Raw genomic sequence first — 23,622 nt, 5'->3', positions numbered from 1 at the left:
CTGCCGACATGATCAAGCGTATCGCGCAAACCGCAGGTTTCACCGGGCTTCTGGCCGCCCTGCTGCTGACCCTCTTGCAAAGCTTCTGGGTGGCCCCGTTGATATTGCAGGCCGAGACCTACGAAATAACCGAGCCGGCCGCCGTTGAAGTCCATGAACACGCAGGGGGCGCCAACGCCGCCCACACCCACGACGCCGAAGCCTGGGAGCCGCAAGACGGCTGGCAGCGCGTGCTGTCGACCACTGGGGGAAATCTGGTGGTGGCCGTCGGCTTCGCCCTGATGCTGGCCGGCCTGTATACCTTGCGCGCTCCGACCAGGACTTCCCAGGGTCTGCTCTGGGGCCTGGCCGGCTATGCGACTTTCGTGCTCGCGCCAACCCTCGGCCTGCCACCGGAACTGCCGGGCACCGCGGCGGCCGACCTGGCGCAACGTCAGCTCTGGTGGATCGGCACCGCGGCTTGCACGGCTGTCGGTATCGCCCTTATCGTTTTCGGCCGTCACTGGCTGATGAAAGCCCTGGGTGTCGCCACTCTCGCCGTTCCCCATTTGATTGGTGCGCCGCAACCTGAAGTGCATTCGATGCTCGCTCCAGAGGCGCTGGAGACACAATTCAAAATCGCTTCGCAGTTGACCAACGTGGCGTTCTGGCTGGCCCTGGGCCTGATCAGCGCCTGGTTGTTCCGCCGCAAAAGCGATGGCCAATACCACGCATGAGTGACATCAGCGCAGCGCCGACCCTCGTGGTCGGCCTGGGCTGCCAGCGCGGCTGCCCGGTCAGTACGCTGCTGGCGCTGCTGGAGCAGGCGTTGCAAGCACACCAGATCCAATTGCATGAAATAAAGGCCCTGGCCAGTATCGATCTCAAGCGCGAAGAGCCGGCCCTGAACGAGTTGGCCGCGCAGCTTGGGCTACCGGTGACCTACTTCAGCAGCGAACAACTTGCCGCCTATGAGCAACATCTCACTCATCAATCGCAAATCGCCTTCGAACGCACCGGCTGCTACGGCGTAGCGGAAAGCGCCGCCCTGGCATTGGCCGAACAACTGGCCCAGGCGCCGGCAAAGCTGCTGATTGCGCGACAAAAATATGCCCAGGCAACCCTGGCATTGGCTGGCGCGGCATAAAATCCCCGATAATCCCCACCTTCGATCATGAGCATTCTTCATCTGAAGCCTTGCCCAGCCGTTTTTTGCCACAGGAACCGAGCATGACCGTCTACTTCATTGGCGCAGGCCCCGGCGACCCCGAACTGATTACGGTCAAGGGCCAACGGCTGATTCGCAGCTGCCCGGTGATCATCTATGCCGGCTCGCTGGTGCCTGCTGCGGTATTGGAGGGTCATAGTGCCGAGCAGGTGGTCAACAGCGCTGAACTGCACCTGGAACAGATCATCGAGCTGATCAGGACCGCCCATGCCAATGGCCAGGACGTCGCGCGGGTGCATTCCGGCGACCCGAGCCTGTATGGCGCGATCGGCGAGCAGATCCGCTACCTGCGCGAACTGCATATTCCCTTCGAAATTGTCCCCGGCGTCACCGCCACGGCGGCCTGCGCGGCGCTGCTGGGTGCAGAGCTGACGCTGCCGGACGTATCCCAGAGCGTGATTCTTACCCGCTTCGCCGACAAAACCGCGATGCCTGCCGGCGAGGAACTGGGTAGCCTGGCGCAGCACGGGGCGACCATGGCGATTCACCTGGGGGTCAATCATCTGGAGAAAATCCTGGTCCAATTGCTGCCGCATTACGGTGCCGATTGCCCGATTGCGGTGATTCACCGGGCGACCTGGCCGGATCAGGATTGGGTGGTGGGGACGCTGGCGGACATTGCCGCAAAGGTTGAGGCCAAGGGGTTTCGGCGCACCGCGTTGATCCTGGTGGGTCGGGTGCTGGGCAGTGATCATTTCAGCGAGTCGTCGCTGTATCGCGCCGGGCATGCGCATCTTTACAGACCTTGAGCACGCCTGCCCCAGTGGTGAGGGGGTTTGCCTGTAGTAAGGAGACTTGAGGGGGCTTACCTGTGGCGAGGGGGCTTGCCCCCGCTGGGGCGCGAAGCGGCCCCCGGCATTCATCCAGATAAACCTTGCATTGAGGTACTGCGACGGCTTCGCCGCCGAGCGGGGCGGTGCGGCGGTCCGACAAGCCCCCTCGCCACAGGCAAGCCCCTCAGCACAGGATATCCATCACCCATAAAAAAACGGCGCTCACGGGGCGCCGTTTTTCATGCCGCAGCGAACCCCTTAGTAGTAGGCGTTTTCTTTCTGCGTGTGGTCGGTCACGTCACGTACACCCTTCAACTCAGGAATACGTTCGAGCAAAGTACGCTCGATGCCTTCCTTGAGGGTCACGTCAGCCTGGCCGCAGCCCTGGCAACCGCCGCCGAACTGCAGGACGGCAATGCCGTCTTCAACCACATCGATCAGGCTGACCTGGCCGCCGTGGCTGGCCAGCCCCGGGTTGATCTCGGTCTGCAGGTAATAGTTGATCCGCTCGTTGACAGGGCTGTCGGCAGTGACCGTCGGCACCTTGGCGTTTGGCGCCTTGATGGTTAACTGGCCGCCCATGCGGTCGGTGGCGTAGTCGACTACCGCGTCGTCCAGGAAGGCTTCGCTGAACGAATCGATGTAGGCGGTGAAGCTTTTCAGCCCAAGCGCCGTGTCTTCCGGCTTCTCTTCCCCCGGCTTGCAGTAGGCAATACAGGTTTCGGCGTACTGGGTGCCGGGCTGAGTGATAAAGACGCGGATGCCGATACCAGGGGTGTTCTGCTTGGAGAGCAGATCAGCCAGATAATCGTGGGCGGCGTCGGTAATGGTAATAGCGGTCATGGAAACTCCTCGCAGGCTTGGGCGCAGTTTACGCCAATCAGCGCGCCGGACAAAGTCCCAGTATTTTTGTCAGGAAAGTGCCAGCGATGGCGCCCGACTCCCGCGCGCCCTCGTACTGCGGTTTTTTGGCGGTACATATATACCGCAGTCACCACCTTCGGCTTCGATAACGTCCTCGCTTGAGAATTCTTTATCAGGCGCCTCCCCTATGACCGCTTCCGCTGCCTTGATCGAAGCCCGACAGCAAACCTACCTGAAACAACTGCTTGAGCATCAACTCGCGCTAAAGCATCTGCTCGACCAACAGCCCGAAGCCGCCGGGGTGCTGGCAGACCTGCTCGATGCAAAAATCCAGCGTTCGTTCCTCGATCATCCCCCGCCCGTTACCCTGGAAGCAGTGAGCTACGAAGAACACATCAAGCTCACCCTCCCATCAGGCTCGGAAACGGTTGTGCGCTCAGGCACAGCGCAACGCCCGTTGTCCGCGCTGTTCAACGACAAGCCCTGGGGAGGAGAGAATTTTGACGCCCCAAACCGGTTTTACCGCTACTACGCCAAAGCCACTTACCAGGTGAATGATCCGTCTGCCCCGCACAAGTTACGCACCATCAACAGCACCATCGGCAGCACGCCAGCATTCGAAACCTTTATTGAAGAGCTGATCCGCAGGCCGGATCGCCACTATCAGCAGCAACTGGACCGTTTCTGGCGCGGGGCATACACGCCGGGCAACCCGATGACCCGTCGCCAATGGCTGGCCGATCAATTGGCCAAGGCCTTGCTGGCCGAAGCGGCATTGCGTGTGGAAGACGGCACACTTGACGAGTCATGCAAGACGCTGGTCGGGCAAATCGTCAGCCATCCATCCAGCCAATTACGCGCACATCTACCGCAAACGCATAGGCCAGCCGCCTTCTCGCTGAGCCTTAAAGGCCGGAACGACGAGCCTGACATCCCTTTGGCCGGGGTATTCGTGCTCTCAAGCAAAACCCCTGTTGCCGATATCGATGCAAACACCGATATCGGTGCAGTCGCGCTTTTCACCCAGGATGTGGGTATTGATTCATTTGTCTCACTGCAGGCTCTTGATCAATTTTTGCGTACCAGATTCACCAATGCCGGTACCGGCGACAGCCTGATGACCCATATCACCTGGCAAGACCAGGCACGCGCCAACGGATACCAGGCGTCACCGCTGTTCAGTTACATTCAAGTTCACGAGAACCTTTTCGAAAATCGAGTGCACGCGTTGCTGGCCTTGCAGAAACAGGACATCGAGTACGGCTGGCGTCAATTGCCCCGACATGAGGTCAACGGCAAGCAGGTCCATGAACTGTTCAACCGTCTGGCCACTATCGGCTCATTCCTGGATACCCGGGACCTGCTGATCGAACGCAGCCGACGTTTCATCGAGGCAAGTTTGCCATCCTGGTACCGGGAGGCCGGTCCAGCGGACCAACAAGCACTCAAACGGCTGGCAGAGTCCGAGCTGGCAGCCAATAAAATCCTGGCCACAAAGATCCGGGAAGCAGCCATACCGCTCCTGCGAGAATTTTCCCGCAAGGAACTGGTCCGGCAACTGGCAATCGATTACCCGGACAAGGAAATTGACCCGGATAAAGTACCCGTCACCATGACCACCAGTATCAACCCCGCCAGCACGGGCGGCGGCGTTGGAGCTGATCAAGTCCCCTACACCAGTGACCCGACAATCCGGCCTGAGTACACGATCACCCTGTCATTGACCGAATTTGCACTAAAAAACAGTAATCCGTGGGACTTCAGCTTCTACAAGTTGTTTACCGGTGAAAAAACCTCGATGTCTGCGTCCGGCAAGACCACGTCCGGCGCACCCATCCAGTTCGATGCAAGCTATCTGACATCCCTCGTCCAGACGCTGGACGTGAGCAAAGGTTACGACCAGTTACTGCAAACACGCCTGATGGAGAAAGGTTCGTCCCTGCGCAAAACCTGGATCGATGCTCACCGAGCCAGCCTGGCGACTCATGCGCTGGCGGCCAGGCTGGACCCAAACTGTTTTCTCGAGGACAGGGAAAACCGTGGCTACCAATGGGTCAAGGCACTCATCGATGGCGATACCCCGGCCAGCCGAAAAACCGTTGGCAAACACAAAATCGTGGCGAGCTCGCTTCTGATTGCCAATTCCCCGGATGCCCGCAACGGCTACAACCTCAATGATGTATTGATGATCAGCGTGGACAATCGCCGAGCGCTGCCCAACGTCATCCTTTACACCCCTTGGGCACCGACGGGACACGCCATCAAGGAGTTTGCCGATAGTGCGACGATGCAGCAGTTCCTCAAGGATCAGTGGGACACATCGCCCGAATGGCGCCACTACTTCATGCAACGCCTGTCAACGCCCGGGCAGGCGGCACTGACCGAAAGCAAGGTCGCTCGCACCCTCTTGTTGAGCGAGCTGGTGCTCAATGCCCGAAGCCGAATCGGCAACCCCTTTGACACCCTTCATACCTTTGCCATTAACACCTCCCTGCACGACGCCTTGTACGAGCAGCAGGTCGTCACGCTGCGGCGTAACGCCGATCATCAATCCACCAGCAACGCCGAAGTCGAACGACAATCGTTGTGGAACAAAATCAGCTTCGGGCTGGACCTGTCGCTGAACCTGATCAGCTTTCTGCCCATCACCAGCGCCTTCAAAGCCGTCCGCAGCGTTACTCGAACGTTCCTGCTGCTCAATCAGATGGCGGCGTCAAAGTCTGCGGCCAGAGCCCTCTGGTCCATCACCGCAGCCAAGGGGCGACCCTTGCGGCTACCGGCATTCGGCGCGGTACCGGCATTCAGACCGCCCCCTGATCTGTCCGGAATAGAGGTGGCGGTCAACCCGCTGGATCTGGACCTGATCAAAGGCAATCTTTTTCAGAGCAAGACTTCGCCCCAACAATACGTCTTGATCGCCCGCAAGCACTACCTGTGCGATACAGCGCAGGGGCAGCGTTTCCTTTACCCCCAGGGTACGGGTTACAAAACCCTGCGCTACCCGCTGGTTCTGGATGAAACACTGGAAAACTGGCAAGCCGAACCCATGCTGCGATTATCAGGAGGCATGGGCCCTATCGAAAAAGGTCCGCTGCAGACCACTTACCTGGATTATGAATTGCCCCCGGCAGACCGAGCGGCGCTGCCGGCGCTCAATGTCTCGCTCGCCGGCTCCATGAGTCTTGGCATGCTACATCCGACCTTTGCGATGAATGCCCAGACAGCGGGCGTGTTGCACATCTTTGCCATTCAATCGAGATTGCGCCGACATGCCAGAAGCTACTTTCGAACCTTCCAGGCCCCTGCCAGACCGTTCATGCTACCGGGCCGGAATCTGTCGCCCGATCAACTTTTCCAATACCTGTTCGGCCAGCGCAATGGGCTGGTGTTCGGAGAAACGCATCACTATTCGCTGACACGTCAGTTTTTAATCAACAACATGGCGGAACTCAAACGCCAGGGTGTCCGGGGGTTTTACCTGGAAGTACTGAACACTGACCTGCACCAGGCCCTTCTGGATCAGTTCAACGCATCACCAACAGCTCATTTGCCTCATGTGCTGAGAGACAGGCTTCAACTGGTTGATGACCTGAGCACCGTCCCGGACGCCTACAGCTACACGCGTCTGGTAGAAGAAGCGCATGCTCAAGCAATCCCGGTCATGGCCCTGGATACCACCGCAAGCTCATTGATCACTGCGCAGACTCTCATACCCTCCCACATCCTGCCGACGCTATCGGATCAACTTGATCGGGTGACGATGTTCAACTTCTTTGCCTGGAAAAAAATTTCATTTGACCAGTTGGCCCACGGCCCGCATCGCTGGGTCGCACTTGTCGGGCAAGGACACAGCAATACACTGCAGAGCATTCCCGGGCTGGTCGAATTGACCAATGCCTCCAGCGTCCGGGTGGACAGTCGTATTGCCACGCAACCGAGCATGCGAGTCAAAAGTGATCCGGGCATCGTTATCCATTCCCCTTCCGGAACTCACCAGGTCACTCACGGATGCGACCTGCTCGCCTGCCTGCCGTGCCCGACAAATGAACACGAGATCGCCTTTCGTGTGCATAGCCCCAATCAGTTCACGACGACCAGAACGCCTTCCGGCCAGATAGCCGTGCACTACGTGAACGCTCAAGGCGAGCGCATTGATGTACCGGTGTTCGCTGACGGCAGCCAGGCCTATGTCAACCACGCAGCATTCGGCGCGGTGAGCAACCGACGTTTCAGTGACCTTGATGCACTGACTGACGCGCTGATGGATGAATTGGCGATGATCGAGGTCTGAGCCCTGTACAGGCTCTGACCTCGCTTTTCTATCGCCTGCCTCGCAGTCAACGACCCGCTAGAGATTCTCGTAGCGATTCATGTCCAGTACGCCCTCTTCCACCGGCTCGGTCTCGTGAATGTAACGACTCAAGTCATGGAAGTACTGCCAGAACTGCGGATGACTGCGACGTATACCCCAGCGCTCGACGATTTTCTCGAAGTCACTCGCATCCCTGGCGCGCTCCATTGCATCCACGAACACGGGAACTTGCCCGGCCGAAATGTTGAACATGAAGTTGGGGTAGCTGCTGAGAACGCCCGGGAAAATCGTGACGGTGTCCAGCCCTGGCTGGTAGCGCAGCGACTCACCCAACAGAAACGCCACATTGCTGTGCGCACGGTTGCGCAAAAGGCTGTAGACCTCGCGTTTGCCGCTGCGAGTCTCGACGCGCAACATGGTCGCTTCCGGCAACAGGTCAATGACCTTCAGACCTGCCGCAGGGCGCGCGGTCAGGCGGCTCATTGCCTGCTCGGCAGCCTGCAACTCGGGATCAATGTTTGGGCGCGAGCAATAGGCGCCCTCGCAGCGATTGATCGGATCGGGCCGGGCATTGAGCTCGCCATACCGGGCCAGCAATTGCCGGGCAAAATCGCGCTTGGGATCTGCCGCGTCCAGTTTCAGCGCGGTCGGTGTGTCATCGTCAATAGCCTCGTAGTCCAGCCACATCTTGAATTTGCCACTGTTCTGATACCAGTCGTCGAGGTAGCCCTCGCGTGAATCGGCGGGCATCAAGCGCAGGAAGTTCTGTTCGGCCCCATTGCGGATCAGGTCGAAGTACAGGCGCGTCTGGGCTTGATGGGAGACGTTGCCGAACACGTCGTAGTTGACCGCCAACTGATAATAAGTGCGCTCCAGCAACGGGAAATCGAACAGCCACATCGTCTGCGGTACGTCGCCAATCAGGCCCTTGGTCACCGAGGCGCTGTCGAAATGGCGGAAAATGCTCAGCAGCGAGTTGTCGTTGCCGGCCCACAGGCTCGACCAGCTCGGTGCCGGCACCTCGGCGTAGCTGTCCCGGCGCAGCACTTCGTATTCGTTGCGTTTGTCGCGGTAGTCATGCCACAAGCTCAGGACACTGCCGACATCGTCGTTCTGTCCCGGCATCGCCAGCAAAGGCGTCGCCTGGCCACGATAATTCGGATCGATAACGTATAGATCGTGCTCCGGCGCCTGGAACAGCGCCCAGAAGTTGTCGCGGATCACGTCCGTGGCAATCTGCCCACGACACACCGGACCACGGATAAAGGTGCGCACGAAGTACTCGGCGTTATCGAGCATGAACTGATAACGCGCCTGGGCCGGAATCGCTTCGAACGTCGCAAACGGGTTGGCCCGGCGCTCCGGTCCGTAACCCGGCAAGGCATCGACCTGCCAGTTGCCGCTGTAGAACAGGCTTTTCACCCGTGCCAGTTTCGCCGCGCTCAGCGGATAGCTGATGTGGGTCTTGTGCACGATCACGCCTTGCACCGGCCACAAGCGGTAATAAAACACGGTGCCCGGATCATCGTTCGGGCGACGGGTATTGATCAGGCCGATCGGCTGGCCGGTCGGTGTGCGCGAGCGCACCCACTGGAAGAAGTGCCCGGGCTCACCCTCCTTGAAAAACACGTGCGCGAGGAACCAGTGCTCATACAGCCAGCGCCCCACCAGGCTTTCCCGGGCGCCGGGCGAGTTCAGCAGGCTTTCCCATTGCACCACCTGCAACGCCTCTTTTGCGCTGGGGACCAGGGCGTGTTCATCGATCGGCGCACCGGACGCCAGCCAGCGCTGCAGCGTCTGGTATTGCTGATCGGTCAGGCCGGTCACCGCCAGCGGCATGCCCTCTTTGGGATGAGTGGCGGCATAGCCGTCAAACTCGGCGGGCGTGGCGCACATATTATTGCGGCTCAGGCCCAGGACGATGTCCGCCGGTAGTTTGGCATTGGGCTGCAATGGGGTTTTATGCCCCAACTCAAGCATCCGCGCCATCAACCCGGCCTGGGTGGCCTGGGCGTCGAGCACCGGATAAAACCCCTTCTGTTGCCAGGCCTGCTTGCCCCAGGCGTCATAAAACAGCCGGGTCGGTGCAACTGCCTGCCTGCGGTCACCATCGTACACCGGGACTTTTGTCGCCCCCCGTGCCGCGCCCTCACCGCTGCCCAGATTGAGCTGGCAGGCAGCGTCGTTGCAGGCATGGCACGCCACGCATTTTTCCGTGAAGATCGGCTGAATGTCGCGACTGTAGGAAATGGCAGAGGAAATCGCCGGGCCCTGCGCCGTTGCGCCCCAGCTTAAAAACAACAGCACAGTGCTGATGACGAAACGATACGACATGTCCCTGGTCCTGATCCTTTTGAAAACGCCGCGATTCTACCGGCCTGACGACCGCGCCAACATGAGCGATATTCATGCAAATCCCGAGGATGCTCTACAAGCGCACAAGTTTGCTATGATCCCGGCCCTTCGTCATGGTCTTACCGAGTAGTCCAAATGTCCGATCGCAGTGTTCGCCTTCAAGCTCTCAAGCACGCCCTCAAAGAGCGCATCCTGATACTCGATGGCGGCATGGGTACGATGATCCAGAGCTACAAGCTCGAGGAACAGGATTACCGTGGCAAACGCTTCGCTGACTGGCCCAGCGATGTCAAAGGCAACAACGACCTGTTGGTGCTGACGCGCCCGGATGTGATTGGCGGCATCGAGAAAGCCTACCTGGATGCCGGCGCTGACATTCTGGAAACCAACACCTTTAACGCCACCCGGATTTCCATGGCCGACTACGGCATGGAAGAACTGGCGTACGAACTGAACGTGGAAGGCGCGCGCCTGGCCCGCAAGGTCGCCGATGCGAAAACCCTCGAGAACCCGGACAAGCCACGCTTCGTCGCCGGCGTCCTGGGCCCGACCAGCCGCACCTGCTCGCTGTCGCCAGACGTGAACAACCCCGGCTATCGCAACGTGACCTTCGATGAACTGGTGGAAAACTACACCGAGGCCACCAAAGGCCTGATTGAAGGTGGCGCCGACCTGATCCTGATCGAAACCATTTTCGACACCCTCAACGCCAAAGCGGCGATCTTCGCCGTGCAAGGTGTGTTCGAGGAACTGGGCGTCGAATTGCCGATCATGATTTCCGGCACCATCACCGATGCTTCCGGTCGCACCCTGTCCGGCCAGACCACCGAAGCCTTCTGGAACTCCGTGGCCCACGCCAAGCCGATTTCCGTCGGCCTGAACTGCGCCCTCGGCGCCAGCGAACTGCGCCCGTACCTCGAAGAGTTATCGAACAAGGCCAACACCCACGTTTCCGCACACCCGAACGCCGGCCTGCCGAACGAATTCGGCGAATACGACGAACTGCCGGCACAAACCGCCAAGGTCATCGAAGAGTTCGCCCAAAGCGGCTTCCTCAACATCGTCGGCGGTTGCTGCGGCACCACTCCGGGCCACATCGAAGCCATCGCCAAGGCCGTGGCCGGTTATGCACCGCGGGAAATCCCGGACATTCCCAAGGCTTGCCGCCTCTCGGGCCTGGAACCCTTCACCATCGATCGCAACTCGCTGTTCGTCAACGTCGGCGAGCGCACCAACATCACCGGTTCCGCCAAGTTCGCCCGCCTGATCCGCGAAGACAACTACACCGAAGCCCTGGAAGTCGCGCTGCAGCAGGTCGAAGCCGGCGCCCAGGTGATCGACATCAACATGGACGAAGGGATGCTCGATTCGAAGAAGGCCATGGTGACCTTCCTCAATCTGATTGCCGGCGAACCGGACATCTCTCGCGTACCGATCATGATCGACTCCTCCAAGTGGGAAGTGATTGAAGCCGGCCTCAAATGCATCCAGGGCAAGGGCATCGTCAACTCGATCAGCATGAAAGAAGGCGTCGAGCAGTTCATTCACCACGCCAAACTGTGCAAGCGCTACGGCGCCGCCGTGGTAGTGATGGCCTTCGACGAAGCCGGCCAGGCCGACACCGAAGCGCGCAAGAAAGAAATCTGCAAGCGCTCCTACGACATTCTGGTCAACGAAGTAGACTTCCCGCCGGAAGACATCATCTTCGACCCGAACATCTTCGCCGTGGCCACCGGCATCGAAGAACACAACAACTACGCCGTCGATTTCATCAATGCCTGTGCCTACATCCGCGATGAACTGCCATACGCGCTGACCTCCGGCGGCGTGTCCAACGTGTCGTTCTCGTTCCGTGGCAACAACCCGGTGCGCGAGGCGATTCACTCGGTGTTCCTGCTGTACGCGATCCGTTCCGGCCTGACCATGGGCATCGTCAACGCCGGGCAACTGGAGATCTACGACCAGATCCCGGCAGAACTGCGCGACGCCGTGGAAGACGTGATCCTCAACCGTACCCCGGAAGGCACCGACGCCCTCCTCGCCATCGCCGACAAGTACAAAGGCGACGGCAGCGTCAAGGAAGCAGAGACCGAAGAGTGGCGCAACTGGGACGTCAACAAGCGCCTGGAGCACGCACTGGTCAAGGGCATCACCACCCACATCGTCGAAGACACCGAAGAATCCCGTCAGTCCTTCGCCCGCCCGATCGAAGTGATCGAAGGCCCGCTGATGTCCGGCATGAACATCGTCGGCGACCTGTTCGGCGCCGGCAAAATGTTCCTGCCGCAGGTGGTCAAGTCCGCCCGGGTGATGAAGCAGGCCGTGGCGCACCTGATCCCGTTCATCGAACTGGAAAAAGGCGACAAGCCAGAAGCCAAGGGCAAGATCCTCATGGCCACCGTCAAGGGCGACGTGCATGACATCGGCAAGAACATCGTCGGCGTCGTGCTCGGTTGCAACGGTTACGACATCGTCGACCTGGGCGTGATGGTGCCGGCGGAAAAGATCCTGCAGGTGGCCAAGGAGCAGAAGTGCGACATCATCGGCCTGTCCGGGCTGATCACGCCGTCCCTGGATGAGATGGTCCACGTCGCCCGGGAAATGCAGCGCCAGGACTTCCACCTGCCGCTGATGATCGGCGGCGCGACCACCTCCAAGGCGCACACGGCGGTGAAGATCGAACCCAAATACAGCAATGACGCGGTGATCTACGTCACCGACGCCTCCCGCGCTGTCGGCGTGGCAACCCAGTTGCTGTCCAAGGAACTCAAGGCCGGTTTTGTCGAGAAAACCCGCCTGGACTACATCGACGTTCGCGAGCGCACCGCCAACCGCAGTGCCCGCACCGAACGCCTGAGCTATGGCGCGGCCATCGCCAAGAAGCCGCAGTTCGACTGGGCAGGCTACACGCCGGTCAAGCCGACCTTCACTGGCACCCGCGTGCTGGACAACATCGACCTTAACGTTCTGGCCGAGTACATCGACTGGACGCCGTTTTTCATCTCCTGGGACCTGGCCGGCAAGTTCCCGCGCATTCTCCAGGACGAAGTGGTCGGTGAAGCTGCCACCTCGTTGTACACCGACGCAAGGGAAATGCTGCGCAAACTGATCGACGAAAAGCTGATCAGCGCCCGCGCGGTGTTCGGTTTCTGGCCGGCCAACCAGGTGCATGACGACGACATCGAACTCTACGGCGATGACGGCAAGCCAATGGCCAAGCTGCATCACCTGCGCCAGCAGATCATCAAGACCGACGGCAAGCCGAACTTCTCCCTGGCCGACTTCGTCGCACCCAAGGACAGTGAGGTCACCGACTATGTGGGCGGCTTCATCACCACCGCCGGCATCGGCGCCGAAGAAGTGGCCAAGGCTTATCAGGATGCCGGCGACGACTACAACTCGATCATGGTCAAGGCCCTGGCCGACCGCCTGGCCGAGGCCTGCGCCGAGTGGCTGCACCAGCAGGTGCGTAAAGACTATTGGGGTTATGCCAAGGACGAAGCGCTCGACAACGAGGCGCTGATCAAGGAGCAATACAGCGGCATCCGCCCTGCCCCGGGCTACCCGGCGTGCCCCGATCACACCGAGAAGGCCCAGTTGTTCGCCCTGCTCGATCCAGAAGCCGAGGAAATGCGCGCAGGCCGCAGCGGCGTGTTCCTCACCGAACACTATGCGATGTTCCCGGCGGCAGCAGTCAGCGGCTGGTACTTCGCCCACCCGCAGGCGCAATACTTTGCCGTGGGCAAGGTCGACAAGGATCAGGTGCAAAGCTACACGTCGCGTAAAGGCCAGGAGTTGAGCGTGACCGAACGCTGGCTGGCGCCGAACCTGGGCTATGACAACTGATTGATTGCCCGAAACACCCGGGGGGCCAGACACTGCCCCCGGGGTCTTCAATCAACGGGATGACAGGTTCACGGCGTGAGCGTGGCGATCTTCGGACCTGATAGTTCGATCAACACCTGCATTTCCTTTTGCTTCATTTCAATGTCCAGCATCACCAAGGCGCTCTTATAGGCCTCATTGAATTGCGGATATTGACCCTCGAGCACCTCCAGCCGTTGGCTGCGCTCTTGTTCCAGTTCGATGAACCGCTCAGGGTTTTCGCTCTTGAGCAGATCCGCCCAATAGGTGCGCTGCACCAAAGCCACGATCAGATCCTGTGACTGCTCGGCAGCGATGACCTTGGCATACGCCTCATCAATCATCTCCCTCGTCACATGCGAGGACTGCTCGTAGCGCATGTTTCTGAACTGCCCCGGCAGGTCCAGCCGATCGGCAAGGCCAATGCGGTACGCCAACTGCACTTCTGCTTCATCGTAATGGAGCTTCAAGCGCTTGCGCAGTTTGATGAAGTCTGCGGCGATCGACTCGATTGTGTCGAGGCGGAACTGGGCCCTGCCAAGCCGGAACAAAAGATTGGCCTGGTCCTGCACTGGAGCCGCCTTCAGAATGCCGCACTCGTAGACTTTCACCTCGATATCACTGAACACCAGGGCGTAACCGTCCGGACAGGTGTCAGACACATTGGCCATTTCAAACAGCACACCCCTGAGGGTTTCATCTTCCTGGGCTGCCCTGAGAACATCCGCGACACGTAACCTCAGCTTGCCGGGTTGTAACTTGTACTCCGGTGTACCCAACAGCTTGTGAAGCATCTTGAAAAAAGCCGTGCTTGCGGGCTCTTGTTTGAAATTGCTCCATATCCCGCTCAGTTCATCAGCTGTGCTGGATGTCGAATCTATCCATTGCTCCCGGGCCACATCCCCTGTCGTGTCGACCACCACTTCTTCGTCACTCGTGTCGTATTCCGATCCGTCAGAAGTGGACTCGCCCTCACCAAACTCGTGCTCATAAGTGCGCAATGCCTGATCAAGACTCTCGGTGGTATAACCCAAGCCATGACCGGTGCGCTCCAGATAACTGCCAATCTCATTCAGCTCATCGTCATCCAGGCTGTTGTCCGTGAGATTGATACCCCTGACCAGCTCGCTCGGGACATCACTCAGAAGTCCCTCGGGCAACACTTCGATCATGTTTTCGCTCAAATTCAGCGTCCTTAGCAAGGGAAGTTGCAGCGCGCCCTCCGGCCAGACGACCAGATTGTTCTCATGCAGGTCGAGCTCGCGCAGATTCCTCAGGGCCGTGACATTGAGTCCCTCCAGCGCGTTCGACGCCAGATTCAATGACTCCAGGGTGGTCAGGGCTGACACTCGAGCCTGCAAGTCCAGTGTGTTGATCATCTCGTTGCGAGCCGCGCTAAGCCTTTTGAGCTGACGAAAGGAGGTAACCGCCTCCGGCAAATTCAACAGGCCATTGGAATCGATCTCCAGGGTGTGGATATGGCTGAATGCGTCGACCAGTCCCTGCAAACCTTGCTCGCTCAGATAAACCCGGTTGATTTTCAAAGTGCCAACATGGGCAAAATCACCCGCCAATGGCGGAAAACTTCCCAGCGGCATCGATGAAAAATCAAGGGTGTAGGCCCCGGCCGGATGCTCGCCCGCCGCTGCGCCGCGAAGGTTTTGCCGCCAGCACGTCAGCAGTTGATCGGCGGCCCGGCGCCGTTCCAGCGCCGACACCCAAGTCAAAGTACGCAAGTCCCCGACCTGATAGGGCGGTTGTTCGATCCAGGCGTTGAGGGTCTGAACCAGATTCTGGTGCTGCTGCTCCCAGTCCGCGATTTGCCCATCAACGTCTTCTGCGTTCATACCCTTGCTGGAAAGTGCCTCTATGCGTTGTGTCGCCTCCGACTCCAGTAACTGGGCATCCAGTCGCATCAGCCGTGCCACTGGCGCAATTTGTTGTAGTTCCTGGGCTGTGATCGAAGGCACTTCAAGCAATAGCGCGGGATTGTGCGACACAAACTCAGGAAAATACTCCGGCTCGCCCCCGGTTCGCCCCTCCAGCAATGCCGTTCGCTCGATCCCCATTACCTTGGGAGCGGAAGTACTGGCCAGCAAATCCGTTCGCGCCCGGGGTGTCAGCGCACACCCGCTGACATCGACCACAGTACTGAAACCTTCGGTCAGCGCCTGCTCGGGAATGGTCGTGATCGCCGTACGGCTCAAATCCAGTTTGCGCAGCCCCGGCAGATCGAGCGCGCCATTGGGCCATTCTTTGATGCCCGTGCGGCCCAGGCGCAAGGTCTGCAGATGGGTCATCGCGGTGACATCCAGCGATTCCACCCGATTGAGCTGCAAGTTCAACTGTTCAAGGGCGGTCAGGCGATTCAAGTCGGCCTGCACCGCCGCCGTGACTGAAAGTTGATTGCGCGCCAGGTTCAACTCTGTCAATCGACCCAGTGTGCTCAACCCCTGGGGAATCGTGGACAATTGATTGCCGCTCAGATCCACCGATCGCACCTCGGGAAAGTGCTGCACAAAACCGCTGAGATCTTCAGCCGACACCCGCAGGTCCGACAGACCCAACACCTGCACATGGGTAAAACCGGTGGTCGGCAGCGCCGGCAGCTCAGGCAACGAGCCCAATGGCGAGCCTGCCAGATCAAGGAACGCCGCGCGAAGCGGTTGCGCCTGAGGAGCCCCCCATGAAGTCGACGGCTGAGCGACCTGCGCAGTTTCCCCGCCATAACGTTTGCGCAGACCGGCAAGCCAACAACTTCTGATGTCGGAGCAAATACGCTGCGCATTCAGCACAGAGGCGTTGAAGCGATCGCCAGTGGCGAATGATTGATGCCACCGGGACAGCTGCCGCTCCAGACTCGTCTCCTCCAGGTTCAGTTGTGTGAAACGCTGCACCAACATGCGATTGGACATGCCCTCGGCGAGCAACTCGCGCATGACGCTGGCGGAAAATACCGAATCATCGGAAAGGATGCGTTGCAAGGTCTTGCGGCAATAGCCGTGCACCATGGCGTCGACGTCAAACACGTGTGCAAGATGACTCGATACGTGCTCGAACGTCCGCATGAACTGCTCGGGTTCCAGCGCCATCCAATTGAGTTTAAGGGCGCGCCAGATATTTTCGTGCCCCGTAAACAACTCCTCCGGCAGCGTTGTAATCGAGGTTTGTTCGATGGACAACGCTTCCAGATCAGGTAAATCCAGCACCCCTTGCGGCCAGCCCATGTCCCCGGCCAGCGTCAGGGAGCGCAAACCGGTCATGGCGCTGACATCCATCCCGTTCACCTTGCCAAGCACGTACAAACGCTCCAGTTGCGGCATTGCACCTATCATTTGTTGCGCGCCATCGGCAAACAACGGTCCGTACCCGTAAATCGCGAGTTCGCGCACTTGTGGCAGGCCGGCAAGAACCTCGGCGACCCGTGCCAGATCGTTGGACTCCGTGTAAGTCAGATCAAGCATTGCGACGTTGGGAAAGGTTTGTGAAATGGCTTCGGGGGTTTGAGTGAGCAACAGGTCCGTATCCATGCACACACGGCGCACATGGGAGAAGTCGGCGGCAAGCGCCGGCAGGCTGTCGATGCCGTTCAACAAAATGATCGTGGAGGCCTCGCCATCGACGATACCCCTGGCTTGCCAGGCTTCTTTAATACTTTGCGCCGCATTCTGCAGATTGCGTGGCTCACCCTGCGCAGTCTCCAGCCAGCGGTCGAGCGTTGCACACAGCCCCTCGTACTCACGAGCGCGCAGATTCAACAGGTGAGCAATCTGCGATTCGGTGCGCCCATCCAGTATCAGCCTTTCAATCATTTGCGACGCCTGTTCATCGGAGAAACGCGGATAAACATCACGCACTCTCCCGACCAGGGACTGGTTCACTGACGCGCCCGCACCTCTTCCGCTCAAGGGGTACCCCAACCTTGCGTCGGCCAGTCGCTGCGGCCGTTTGAAGCGTTGCCTGGCAGCGTTTGGCACCAGCGTCTCGAGCATTTTCTGGCGATGCTGCGTAGCGTAGGCAGTGAGTGTCTCTTGCAGCGCGACACTCTGCCCGACGTGGGGCAGACCCAGCCCTTCGCGGGTAGCGTCGGGCAGAGCGTGCATGATCGAAGAGAAAAAGTTGTCACCCAGCTCCGGCACACTGTTCAGCGCGTTCTCTTGCTGGTCAAAAGCCTGAAACTGATTGGCTTTTCGATGTTGATAGCCATCCTTGACCAGGTACTTGACCTGCGTTGCCGACGGGCTGCCGATGCTGTCGAGCAAGGTGCCGCCGCAGTCGCCCTGGCGCAGCTCGATGCGCAGGTTCTTTGGCCAGCCAGGCAGATTCTGCAAGGCATGCAGGGCCAAACGCTGGCTGTCGGCCGACGCCATACTCTCCAGTGATAATCCGGCCATGGCCTTGTTCAGGCGAGCCAGACGCGCACGCGCTCGTGCCTTGAGTAACAGACTGCCGGGCAGTCGCGCCGTTTGCTTTAAGTGCAGACGCTCTCTGGTGGTCGCTCGAGAAAGTAGTTCTTGTACCGCGTCATTCGACAAGTCGGGAAAGCTGCGCTGCAAGGCCTTGAGTTCAGCCGTTTGCAGCTTTGTTGCGTTGGCGCCCTTTTCGATGCTGTCAAACATTGAGGCTTTATTGGCCGACAAATGATCGGCCAGCTGCTGTCGAAAAACCGCCTCTCGCTCGGCCTCGACCCGGGCGCCTTCGCCACCTAGCAAAGCGGTGATCTCACTCTCGTCCAGCGAGGAAAGCACCCGGTGCGGCAGCTTCCCGAGAGAAACATCCGCGTTTGAAATCCTGATGGCCGGCCTGGTCGGGATTGACGCTTTGCCATAAGTCAATGAAGCGCGACCCGGGTTTGCCTGATCAAAAATCTCGATGACTCGACCCTGCGGCCAACGCGGCATGTTGACCACGTGCGGCAAAGAAATATTAACGAGAGTGTCTGGCACTGATTCGCCCAGGCGCACCCGCTCAATCAGTTCGGTGACTTGGCGGTCGGCTTGAAATTGCGCCAGGACATCAGAGAGCACCGATGGCATTGCCCGGTTATCGGTATGCAACTTGCGCAGTGCATTGTCGTCGATGCCACTGAGCTCTGCGATTTTATCCAGGGTTGCAACGTCAAGTCCGTCGGTTGCGTGGCCCAGGCGCCGTAGCATCATCGCTCGATCCCATTCCAAGGGGCGCTCGAAGCGATGACGCCAGGCGCCCTGACCATTGTGTTCCAGCACCGGGTGATAGGCGTGCGGGTTCTTCGGGTGCTTGAGGCGCCACTTGCCCAAGGCCGGATCGAAAATTTTCTCGTATGGATCGCCATCGAGTTTGATGTAGGTCTTGCCGTTCAATTCATACTGCCCCGACGTGTTGGGCCTGAGCCCTTCGGGCAACACCACATCGCTCTTGTAAGGGGCCAGGCTGGGGCGCCACAGTTGCTCATCGCCAAACGGCAACTTGATATTGACCAGCCCATCGACAAATGGGTTTGACAGCACTTTTGGCGCTTTGCTGGCCACCGCGCCCATCGCAGCCATAAACGCCAGGTTCGCAGCGACCGACCCCAGGTAATTCCAGGCCTGATCGGTATCGCCGATGCTCCAGGCTTCAACCCCATGATAAACATCCGTGGTTAGTTGCACGGCCATCACGGCCATCATCACCTCCCCCAGGCCGGGCACAAAAAATGCGCCCACATTGAGTATGTCGAGCCCCCATTCGGCATAGTGGACCATCCTTGCATGCCAGGCGTCGTGGTCGACCTTGGCCGTCGGCACGGCGAGTTGTTCGGCCGTGTCTTTGAGGCGAGTCTGGTGCCGTGTGTACAGCTCGCCGAACGGCTGCGTATCAAAGAACGCCTCACTGATGTCCAGAGCCGGTTCGTCCCGGTAGGCATGTTGGTAGATTCCGTCACTGTGCCCCAGCAGGGTCTCCTGGCGGAGGGGGAAGTCAGGGCTCCATTTGAGCGTTTGCAGCGCCGTGCTGATCTTGCGCAGAAACTTCCCCGCATCGCCGTGGGGAATCAACCTGAGGAACGCGCGCTGATAGGCCGCATCGCGCAGCCGGTAGCACAAGTCATTTTCAAATGCCTTGAGCGAGGCGTACTCCATGACCGGCGCCAGCGGATCGCCAGGAATGCACACTATGATTCGCGAATCTTCGTAGGTCAGGACGTCAATCAGGTTTACCCCTGGATTCGTCCAGCTGAGATCGATCTTTTTGTTTTTGCGCCGGCTTGCGCCAATGACAAACAATTCACTGACAGGCGAACCCAGCACGTGCAATTGGCTGCACGTGACGCGCTCACCGTCGAGGGTCGGCGATGCGTCGCCGTTGAGCACTGCCAGCAAAGTGTTGTAAGCCGACGAAGTGATCAGCGACTTGAGATGGGCGATATGGGCATGCACGCGCAGGCTGTCCTTCCACGCCTGGATCGTTTGGTCTCGTACGGTAGAAACCCGCTCCGCGGCTTCAAACATCGCCGTCAAGTGATCCTGGTAGCGCTTGCCGATGTCCAGCTCACGGCAGAGGGCGGCGAAATCGGCGGGTTTTATCGAGAGCTTCTTGATCCGGTAACGGGTTGACGGCCCCTTTTGCGGGCGGTTCCAACCATAAGGCCCCTTACCGACCTCCAAATAGGGAACCAGAGCACCCCGCTCTGCAATGACGTCTTCGTCATCGAACGGTTGGCCGTCTGCAAAATTGCGCAGCGCCAACTCCAGCAGTGTCTGGTTGGTGGCGAGATCGTCGCTGAGAATCCTCTGATAGAACCAGGTCTGCGTGACATCCACGGTCAACCCGAACCTTTTTCTCAGCGCTGCCTCGAGCAAAGGTTGCGCGAATTCGGTGACCCCTTTGAGTCCTGTCAGTGTTTGCGCCAACGTCTGGTTGGACGTTCGACTCAACGTCTGACTATCGCGTACGCTTTGGCGCTGTTCGCTGGTCGCTTTCTCAAACCAGTCAGGCATAGCGTTTTCGGCCAGACCTCCCGGCGTTCTGGCCCGATCCAGAGCGCTGATATTTGCCGAGGTGAAATGGCGTATCCGCGAGTGCAGTTTTTTCTTGATGAAATGATTGTGCAGGCCTTTTTCCGTGGCCGATGACGTCCCATTCATTTAGCAATACCTGATGCGATTGGATAAGGCATCAGTCAATCAGCAGGTCCGCGACTCCAGGTGGTATATATCTATGGCGGGTGTCACAGCCTGTGATCTTTTTTCCGCGGCTTGTCTATGCTTGCCTGAGTCACGCGCACAATGAGGGATATATGGACGATCCAGCCGACAATAAACCGCCAACTTTCTGGCAAATGCTGCACAGCGTCCTGGCGGCCGCCTTTGGGGTACAGAGCGGGAAGAACCGGGCCCGGGACTTCACACACGGAAAACCCAGTCATTTCGTGCTGTTGGGCATACTGTTCACGGCAGTGTTTGCGCTGACGCTCTTTGGCATCGTCAAGCTTGTGCTGTTGCTGGCCGGGGTCTGAAACGGCTCAGCGCATCAGCCTCTGCAGGTTGAACGGGTAACGCCCCGTTCGATCCCCCACAGAGGTTTCGACATTCGGCCGTCCGAGCCCCTGGTAAATTCGCTGCGCACTATGGCCAGTGAACATTCCCAGAGCGGTGTTTATTCCGGCTTTTGTCCGCCAATCGTCATCGCCGGGCCCGGACGGGGGTCATTTATTGATGGCTGACCCAGAAAACCGCTGTCCCCACGACCAGAATGATCAGAAACAAAATCGCCCAGGCATCGACCGTGCTATCGCTTTTTTGTGCTTTGGTTGGGTTGCTCATTGCATCGCCTCTTGTCGGTTTTATCGGTGATTGCATAAAGACTCGATCACAGTAAAGACGACGATTGCCCTCACCACAAACAAGGGTAATGCAACGACGATATCCATTAGGCGATTTGGTTCTTTACATATTCTTAAACATCACTTTTGCGCATAACTGCAAACTGGTATCTTGCCCCGGCTCCGAAGGGAGTGCGCGGCCGTGCGCGCAGAATTGCAGAGGTTTTATCGGACTCCGGCAAGCACAAAAACGCAGCTGTATCCGAGCGACCCAGCCTGAGAACAGGACTTATATGTACGTATACGACGAATACGATCAGCGAATCATCGAGGACCGCGTCAAGCAGTTCCGTGATCAGACCCGACGCTATCTGGCAGGTGAGCTGAGCGAAGAAGAATTCCGCCCCCTGCGCCTGCAAAATGGCCTGTATATCCAGCGTTTCGCGCCGATGTTGCGGGTTGCCGTGCCTTACGGCCAGCTGACCTCGCGACAGATACGCATGATGGCCAAAATTGCCCGCGACTACGACAAGGGCTATGCCCACATCAGTACCCGTCAGAACGTGCAGTTCAACTGGCCGGCGGTGGAAGACATTCCAGACATCCTGGCTGAACTGGCCACCGTGCAGATGCATGCAATCCAGACCAGCGGCAACTGCCTGCGCAACGTTACCACCGACCAGTTTGCCGGCGTCGCCGCCGACGAACTGATCGACCCGCGCCCATGGTGCGAGATCGTCCGCCAGTGGACCACCTTCCACCCGGAATTCGCCTACCTGCCGCGCAAGTTCAAGATTGCCGTGAACGGTTCAAGCGCTGACCGCGCCGCCATCGAAGTCCACGACATCGGCCTGGAGCCTGTGCACAACGCCGCCGGCGAACTGGGTTTCCGTGTACTGGTCGGCGGTGGCCTGGGCCGTACGCCGGTCGTGGGTGCGTTCATCAATGAGTTCCTGCCCTGGGAACACCTGTTGAGCTACCTCGACGCCATCCTGCGGGTCTACAACCGTTATGGCCGTCGCGACAACAAGTACAAGGCGCGGATCAAGATTCTGGTCAAGGCGCTGACGCCTGAAGTCTTCGCCGAGAAAGTCGACGCGGAAATGGAGCACCTGCGCGGTGGCCAGACCACGTTGACCCAAGCCGAAGTCCAGCGCGTCGCCAAACACTTCGTCGACCCGGACTACAAGGCCCTGGACAACCAGACCGCCGCTCTGGCCGAGCTCGACAAGGAACACCCGGGCTTCGCCCGCTGGCGCACGCGCAACACCCTGGCCCACAAGAAGCCGGGTTATGTCGCAGTCACCCTGTCCCTGAAGCCGACCGGCGTTGCACCGGGCGACATCACCGACAAGCAGCTCGACGCCGTGGCCGACCTGGCCGACCGTTACAGCTTCGGTCAACTGCGCACCTCCCACGAGCAGAACATCATCCTGGCCGACGTCGAGCAGGACAAGCTGTTCACCCTGTGGGGCGAGTTGCGCGAGAAAGGCTTTGCCACGCCGAACATCGGCCTGCTCACCGACATCATCTGCTGCCCGGGTGGCGACTTCTGCTCCCTGGCCAACGCCAAGTCGATCCCGATCGCCGAATCGATCCAGCGTCGTTTCGATGACCTGGACTACCTGTTCGACATCGGTGAACTGGACCTGAACATTTCCGGTTGCATGAACGCCTGTGGTCACCACCACGTCGGCCATATCGGCATTCTCGGCGTGGACAAGAAAGGCGAAGAGTTCTATCAGGTTTCCCTCGGCGGCAGCGCCAGCCGCGACGCCAGCCTGGGCAAGATCCTCGGCCCGTCCTTCGCCCAGGAAGCCATGCCTGACGTGATCGAGAAGCTGATCGATGTGTACATCGAACAACGTACCGAAGACGAGCGCTTCATCGACACCTATCAGCGTATTGGCATCGACCTCTTCAAGGAACGCGTCTATGCAGCGAATCATTAAGAACAACGAAGTCGTCGACGAAACCTGGCACCTGCTGCCCAAGGACTTCAATATCGACGAGATCAGCAACTGCGACGACCTGATCGTGCCGTTGAAGTTGTGGCGCGAACACAGCCGCATGCTCCAGGCCCGCGATGGCGGGCTGGGCGTGTGGCTGGATGCCGATGAAGAAGCCGAGGAAATCGGCGATGACGTGGAGCAATTCAAGGTTATCGCCTTGAACTTCCCGGCATTCACCGATGGTCGCAACTACTCCAATGCCCGCCTGTTGCGTGACCGTTATGGGTTCAAAGGCGAACTGCGGGCCATTGGCGATGTGTTGCGCGACCAGTTGTTCTACATGCATCGCTGCGGTTTCGACGCCTTTGCCGTCCGCCCGGATAAAGATCCGTACGAAGCACTGGAAGGTCTCAAGGATTTCTCCGTGACCTATCAGGCCGCAACCGACGAACCGCTGCCGCTGTTCCGTCGCCGCTGATCAAACGAAGCCTTGACCCGCAACGGGTCAAGGC

11 protein-coding genes are annotated in these 23,622 nt (G+C 59.1%); 8 read left to right on the top strand and 3 right to left on the bottom strand.

The window, feature by feature from the left end; translation table 11 throughout:
* The first annotated feature begins 8 nt into the window (after window positions 1-8).
* The 3 genes from AC07OG_RS09325 (at window position 9) to cobM (ending at window position 1,956) form a co-directional block, all read left to right on the top strand.
* Entirely contained in the window at window positions 9-716 is a 708-nt protein-coding gene (locus AC07OG_RS09325; RefSeq protein ID WP_495066839.1) for a CbtA family protein, read from the top strand.
* Entirely contained in the window at window positions 713-1,126 is a 414-nt protein-coding gene (locus AC07OG_RS09320) for a cobalamin biosynthesis protein (protein WP_060540615.1), read from the top strand. Before AC07OG_RS09325 ends, AC07OG_RS09320 begins: the two co-directional genes overlap by 4 nt.
* Before the next feature lie 83 nt (window positions 1,127-1,209).
* Entirely contained in the window at window positions 1,210-1,956 is a 747-nt protein-coding gene (gene cobM, locus AC07OG_RS09315) for a precorrin-4 C(11)-methyltransferase (protein WP_060540614.1), read from the top strand.
* A 282-nt stretch (window positions 1,957-2,238) separates the two neighbouring features.
* Here the strand turns inward: cobM and nfuA are convergent, their stop codons facing one another.
* Window positions 2,239-2,823 (bottom strand): Fe-S biogenesis protein NfuA, encoded by a 585-nt coding sequence (gene nfuA / locus AC07OG_RS09310; protein ID WP_060540613.1) that lies wholly within the window; start codon window positions 2,821-2,823, stop codon window positions 2,239-2,241.
* Window positions 2,824-3,031: 208 nt separating this feature from the next.
* On the opposite strand from nfuA, the gene AC07OG_RS09305 reads away from it, so the two are divergent.
* Window positions 3,032-7,135 (top strand): dermonecrotic toxin domain-containing protein, encoded by a 4,104-nt coding sequence (locus AC07OG_RS09305; RefSeq protein WP_495066838.1) that lies wholly within the window; start codon window positions 3,032-3,034, stop codon window positions 7,133-7,135.
* A gap of 57 nt (window positions 7,136-7,192) precedes the next feature.
* Here the strand turns inward: AC07OG_RS09305 and AC07OG_RS09300 are convergent, their stop codons facing one another.
* On the bottom strand, window positions 7,193-9,490 hold the full coding sequence (locus AC07OG_RS09300; protein WP_495066837.1) for a fatty acid cis/trans isomerase: 2,298 nt from the start codon (window positions 9,488-9,490) through the stop codon (window positions 7,193-7,195).
* Between the two features lie 156 nt (window positions 9,491-9,646).
* On the opposite strand from AC07OG_RS09300, the gene metH reads away from it, so the two are divergent.
* Window positions 9,647-13,357, top strand: a complete 3,711-nt coding sequence (gene metH / locus AC07OG_RS09295; protein WP_060540610.1) for a methionine synthase — start codon at window positions 9,647-9,649, stop codon at window positions 13,355-13,357.
* Between the two features lie 68 nt (window positions 13,358-13,425).
* Here the strand turns inward: metH and AC07OG_RS09290 are convergent, their stop codons facing one another.
* Window positions 13,426-20,481: an NEL-type E3 ubiquitin ligase domain-containing protein gene (locus AC07OG_RS09290; RefSeq protein ID WP_495066836.1), complete on the bottom strand. Its 7,056-nt coding sequence runs from the start codon at window positions 20,479-20,481 to the stop codon at window positions 13,426-13,428.
* A 152-nt stretch (window positions 20,482-20,633) separates the two neighbouring features.
* Here AC07OG_RS09290 and AC07OG_RS09285 point away from each other — a divergent pair, with 152 nt between their 5' ends.
* The 3 genes from AC07OG_RS09285 (at window position 20,634) to AC07OG_RS09275 (ending at window position 23,588) form a co-directional block, all read left to right on the top strand.
* Window positions 20,634-20,852 (top strand): DUF2970 domain-containing protein, encoded by a 219-nt coding sequence (locus AC07OG_RS09285; protein ID WP_060540608.1) that lies wholly within the window; start codon window positions 20,634-20,636, stop codon window positions 20,850-20,852.
* Between the two features lie 599 nt (window positions 20,853-21,451).
* Window positions 21,452-23,110, top strand: coding sequence for a nitrite/sulfite reductase (locus tag AC07OG_RS09280; RefSeq protein WP_495066835.1), 1,659 nt, complete (start codon window positions 21,452-21,454; stop codon window positions 23,108-23,110).
* On the top strand, window positions 23,094-23,588 hold the full coding sequence (locus tag AC07OG_RS09275; protein WP_060540606.1) for a DUF934 domain-containing protein: 495 nt from the start codon (window positions 23,094-23,096) through the stop codon (window positions 23,586-23,588). Before AC07OG_RS09280 ends, AC07OG_RS09275 begins: the two co-directional genes overlap by 17 nt.
* The last annotated feature ends 34 nt before the right edge of the window (window positions 23,589-23,622 follow it).

Source organism: Pseudomonas sp. GW821-FHT09H03, assembly GCF_059415945.1.
The sequence above is the reverse complement of the archived record's forward strand: the minus strand, read 5'-3'. Positions and strand labels throughout refer to the sequence as shown.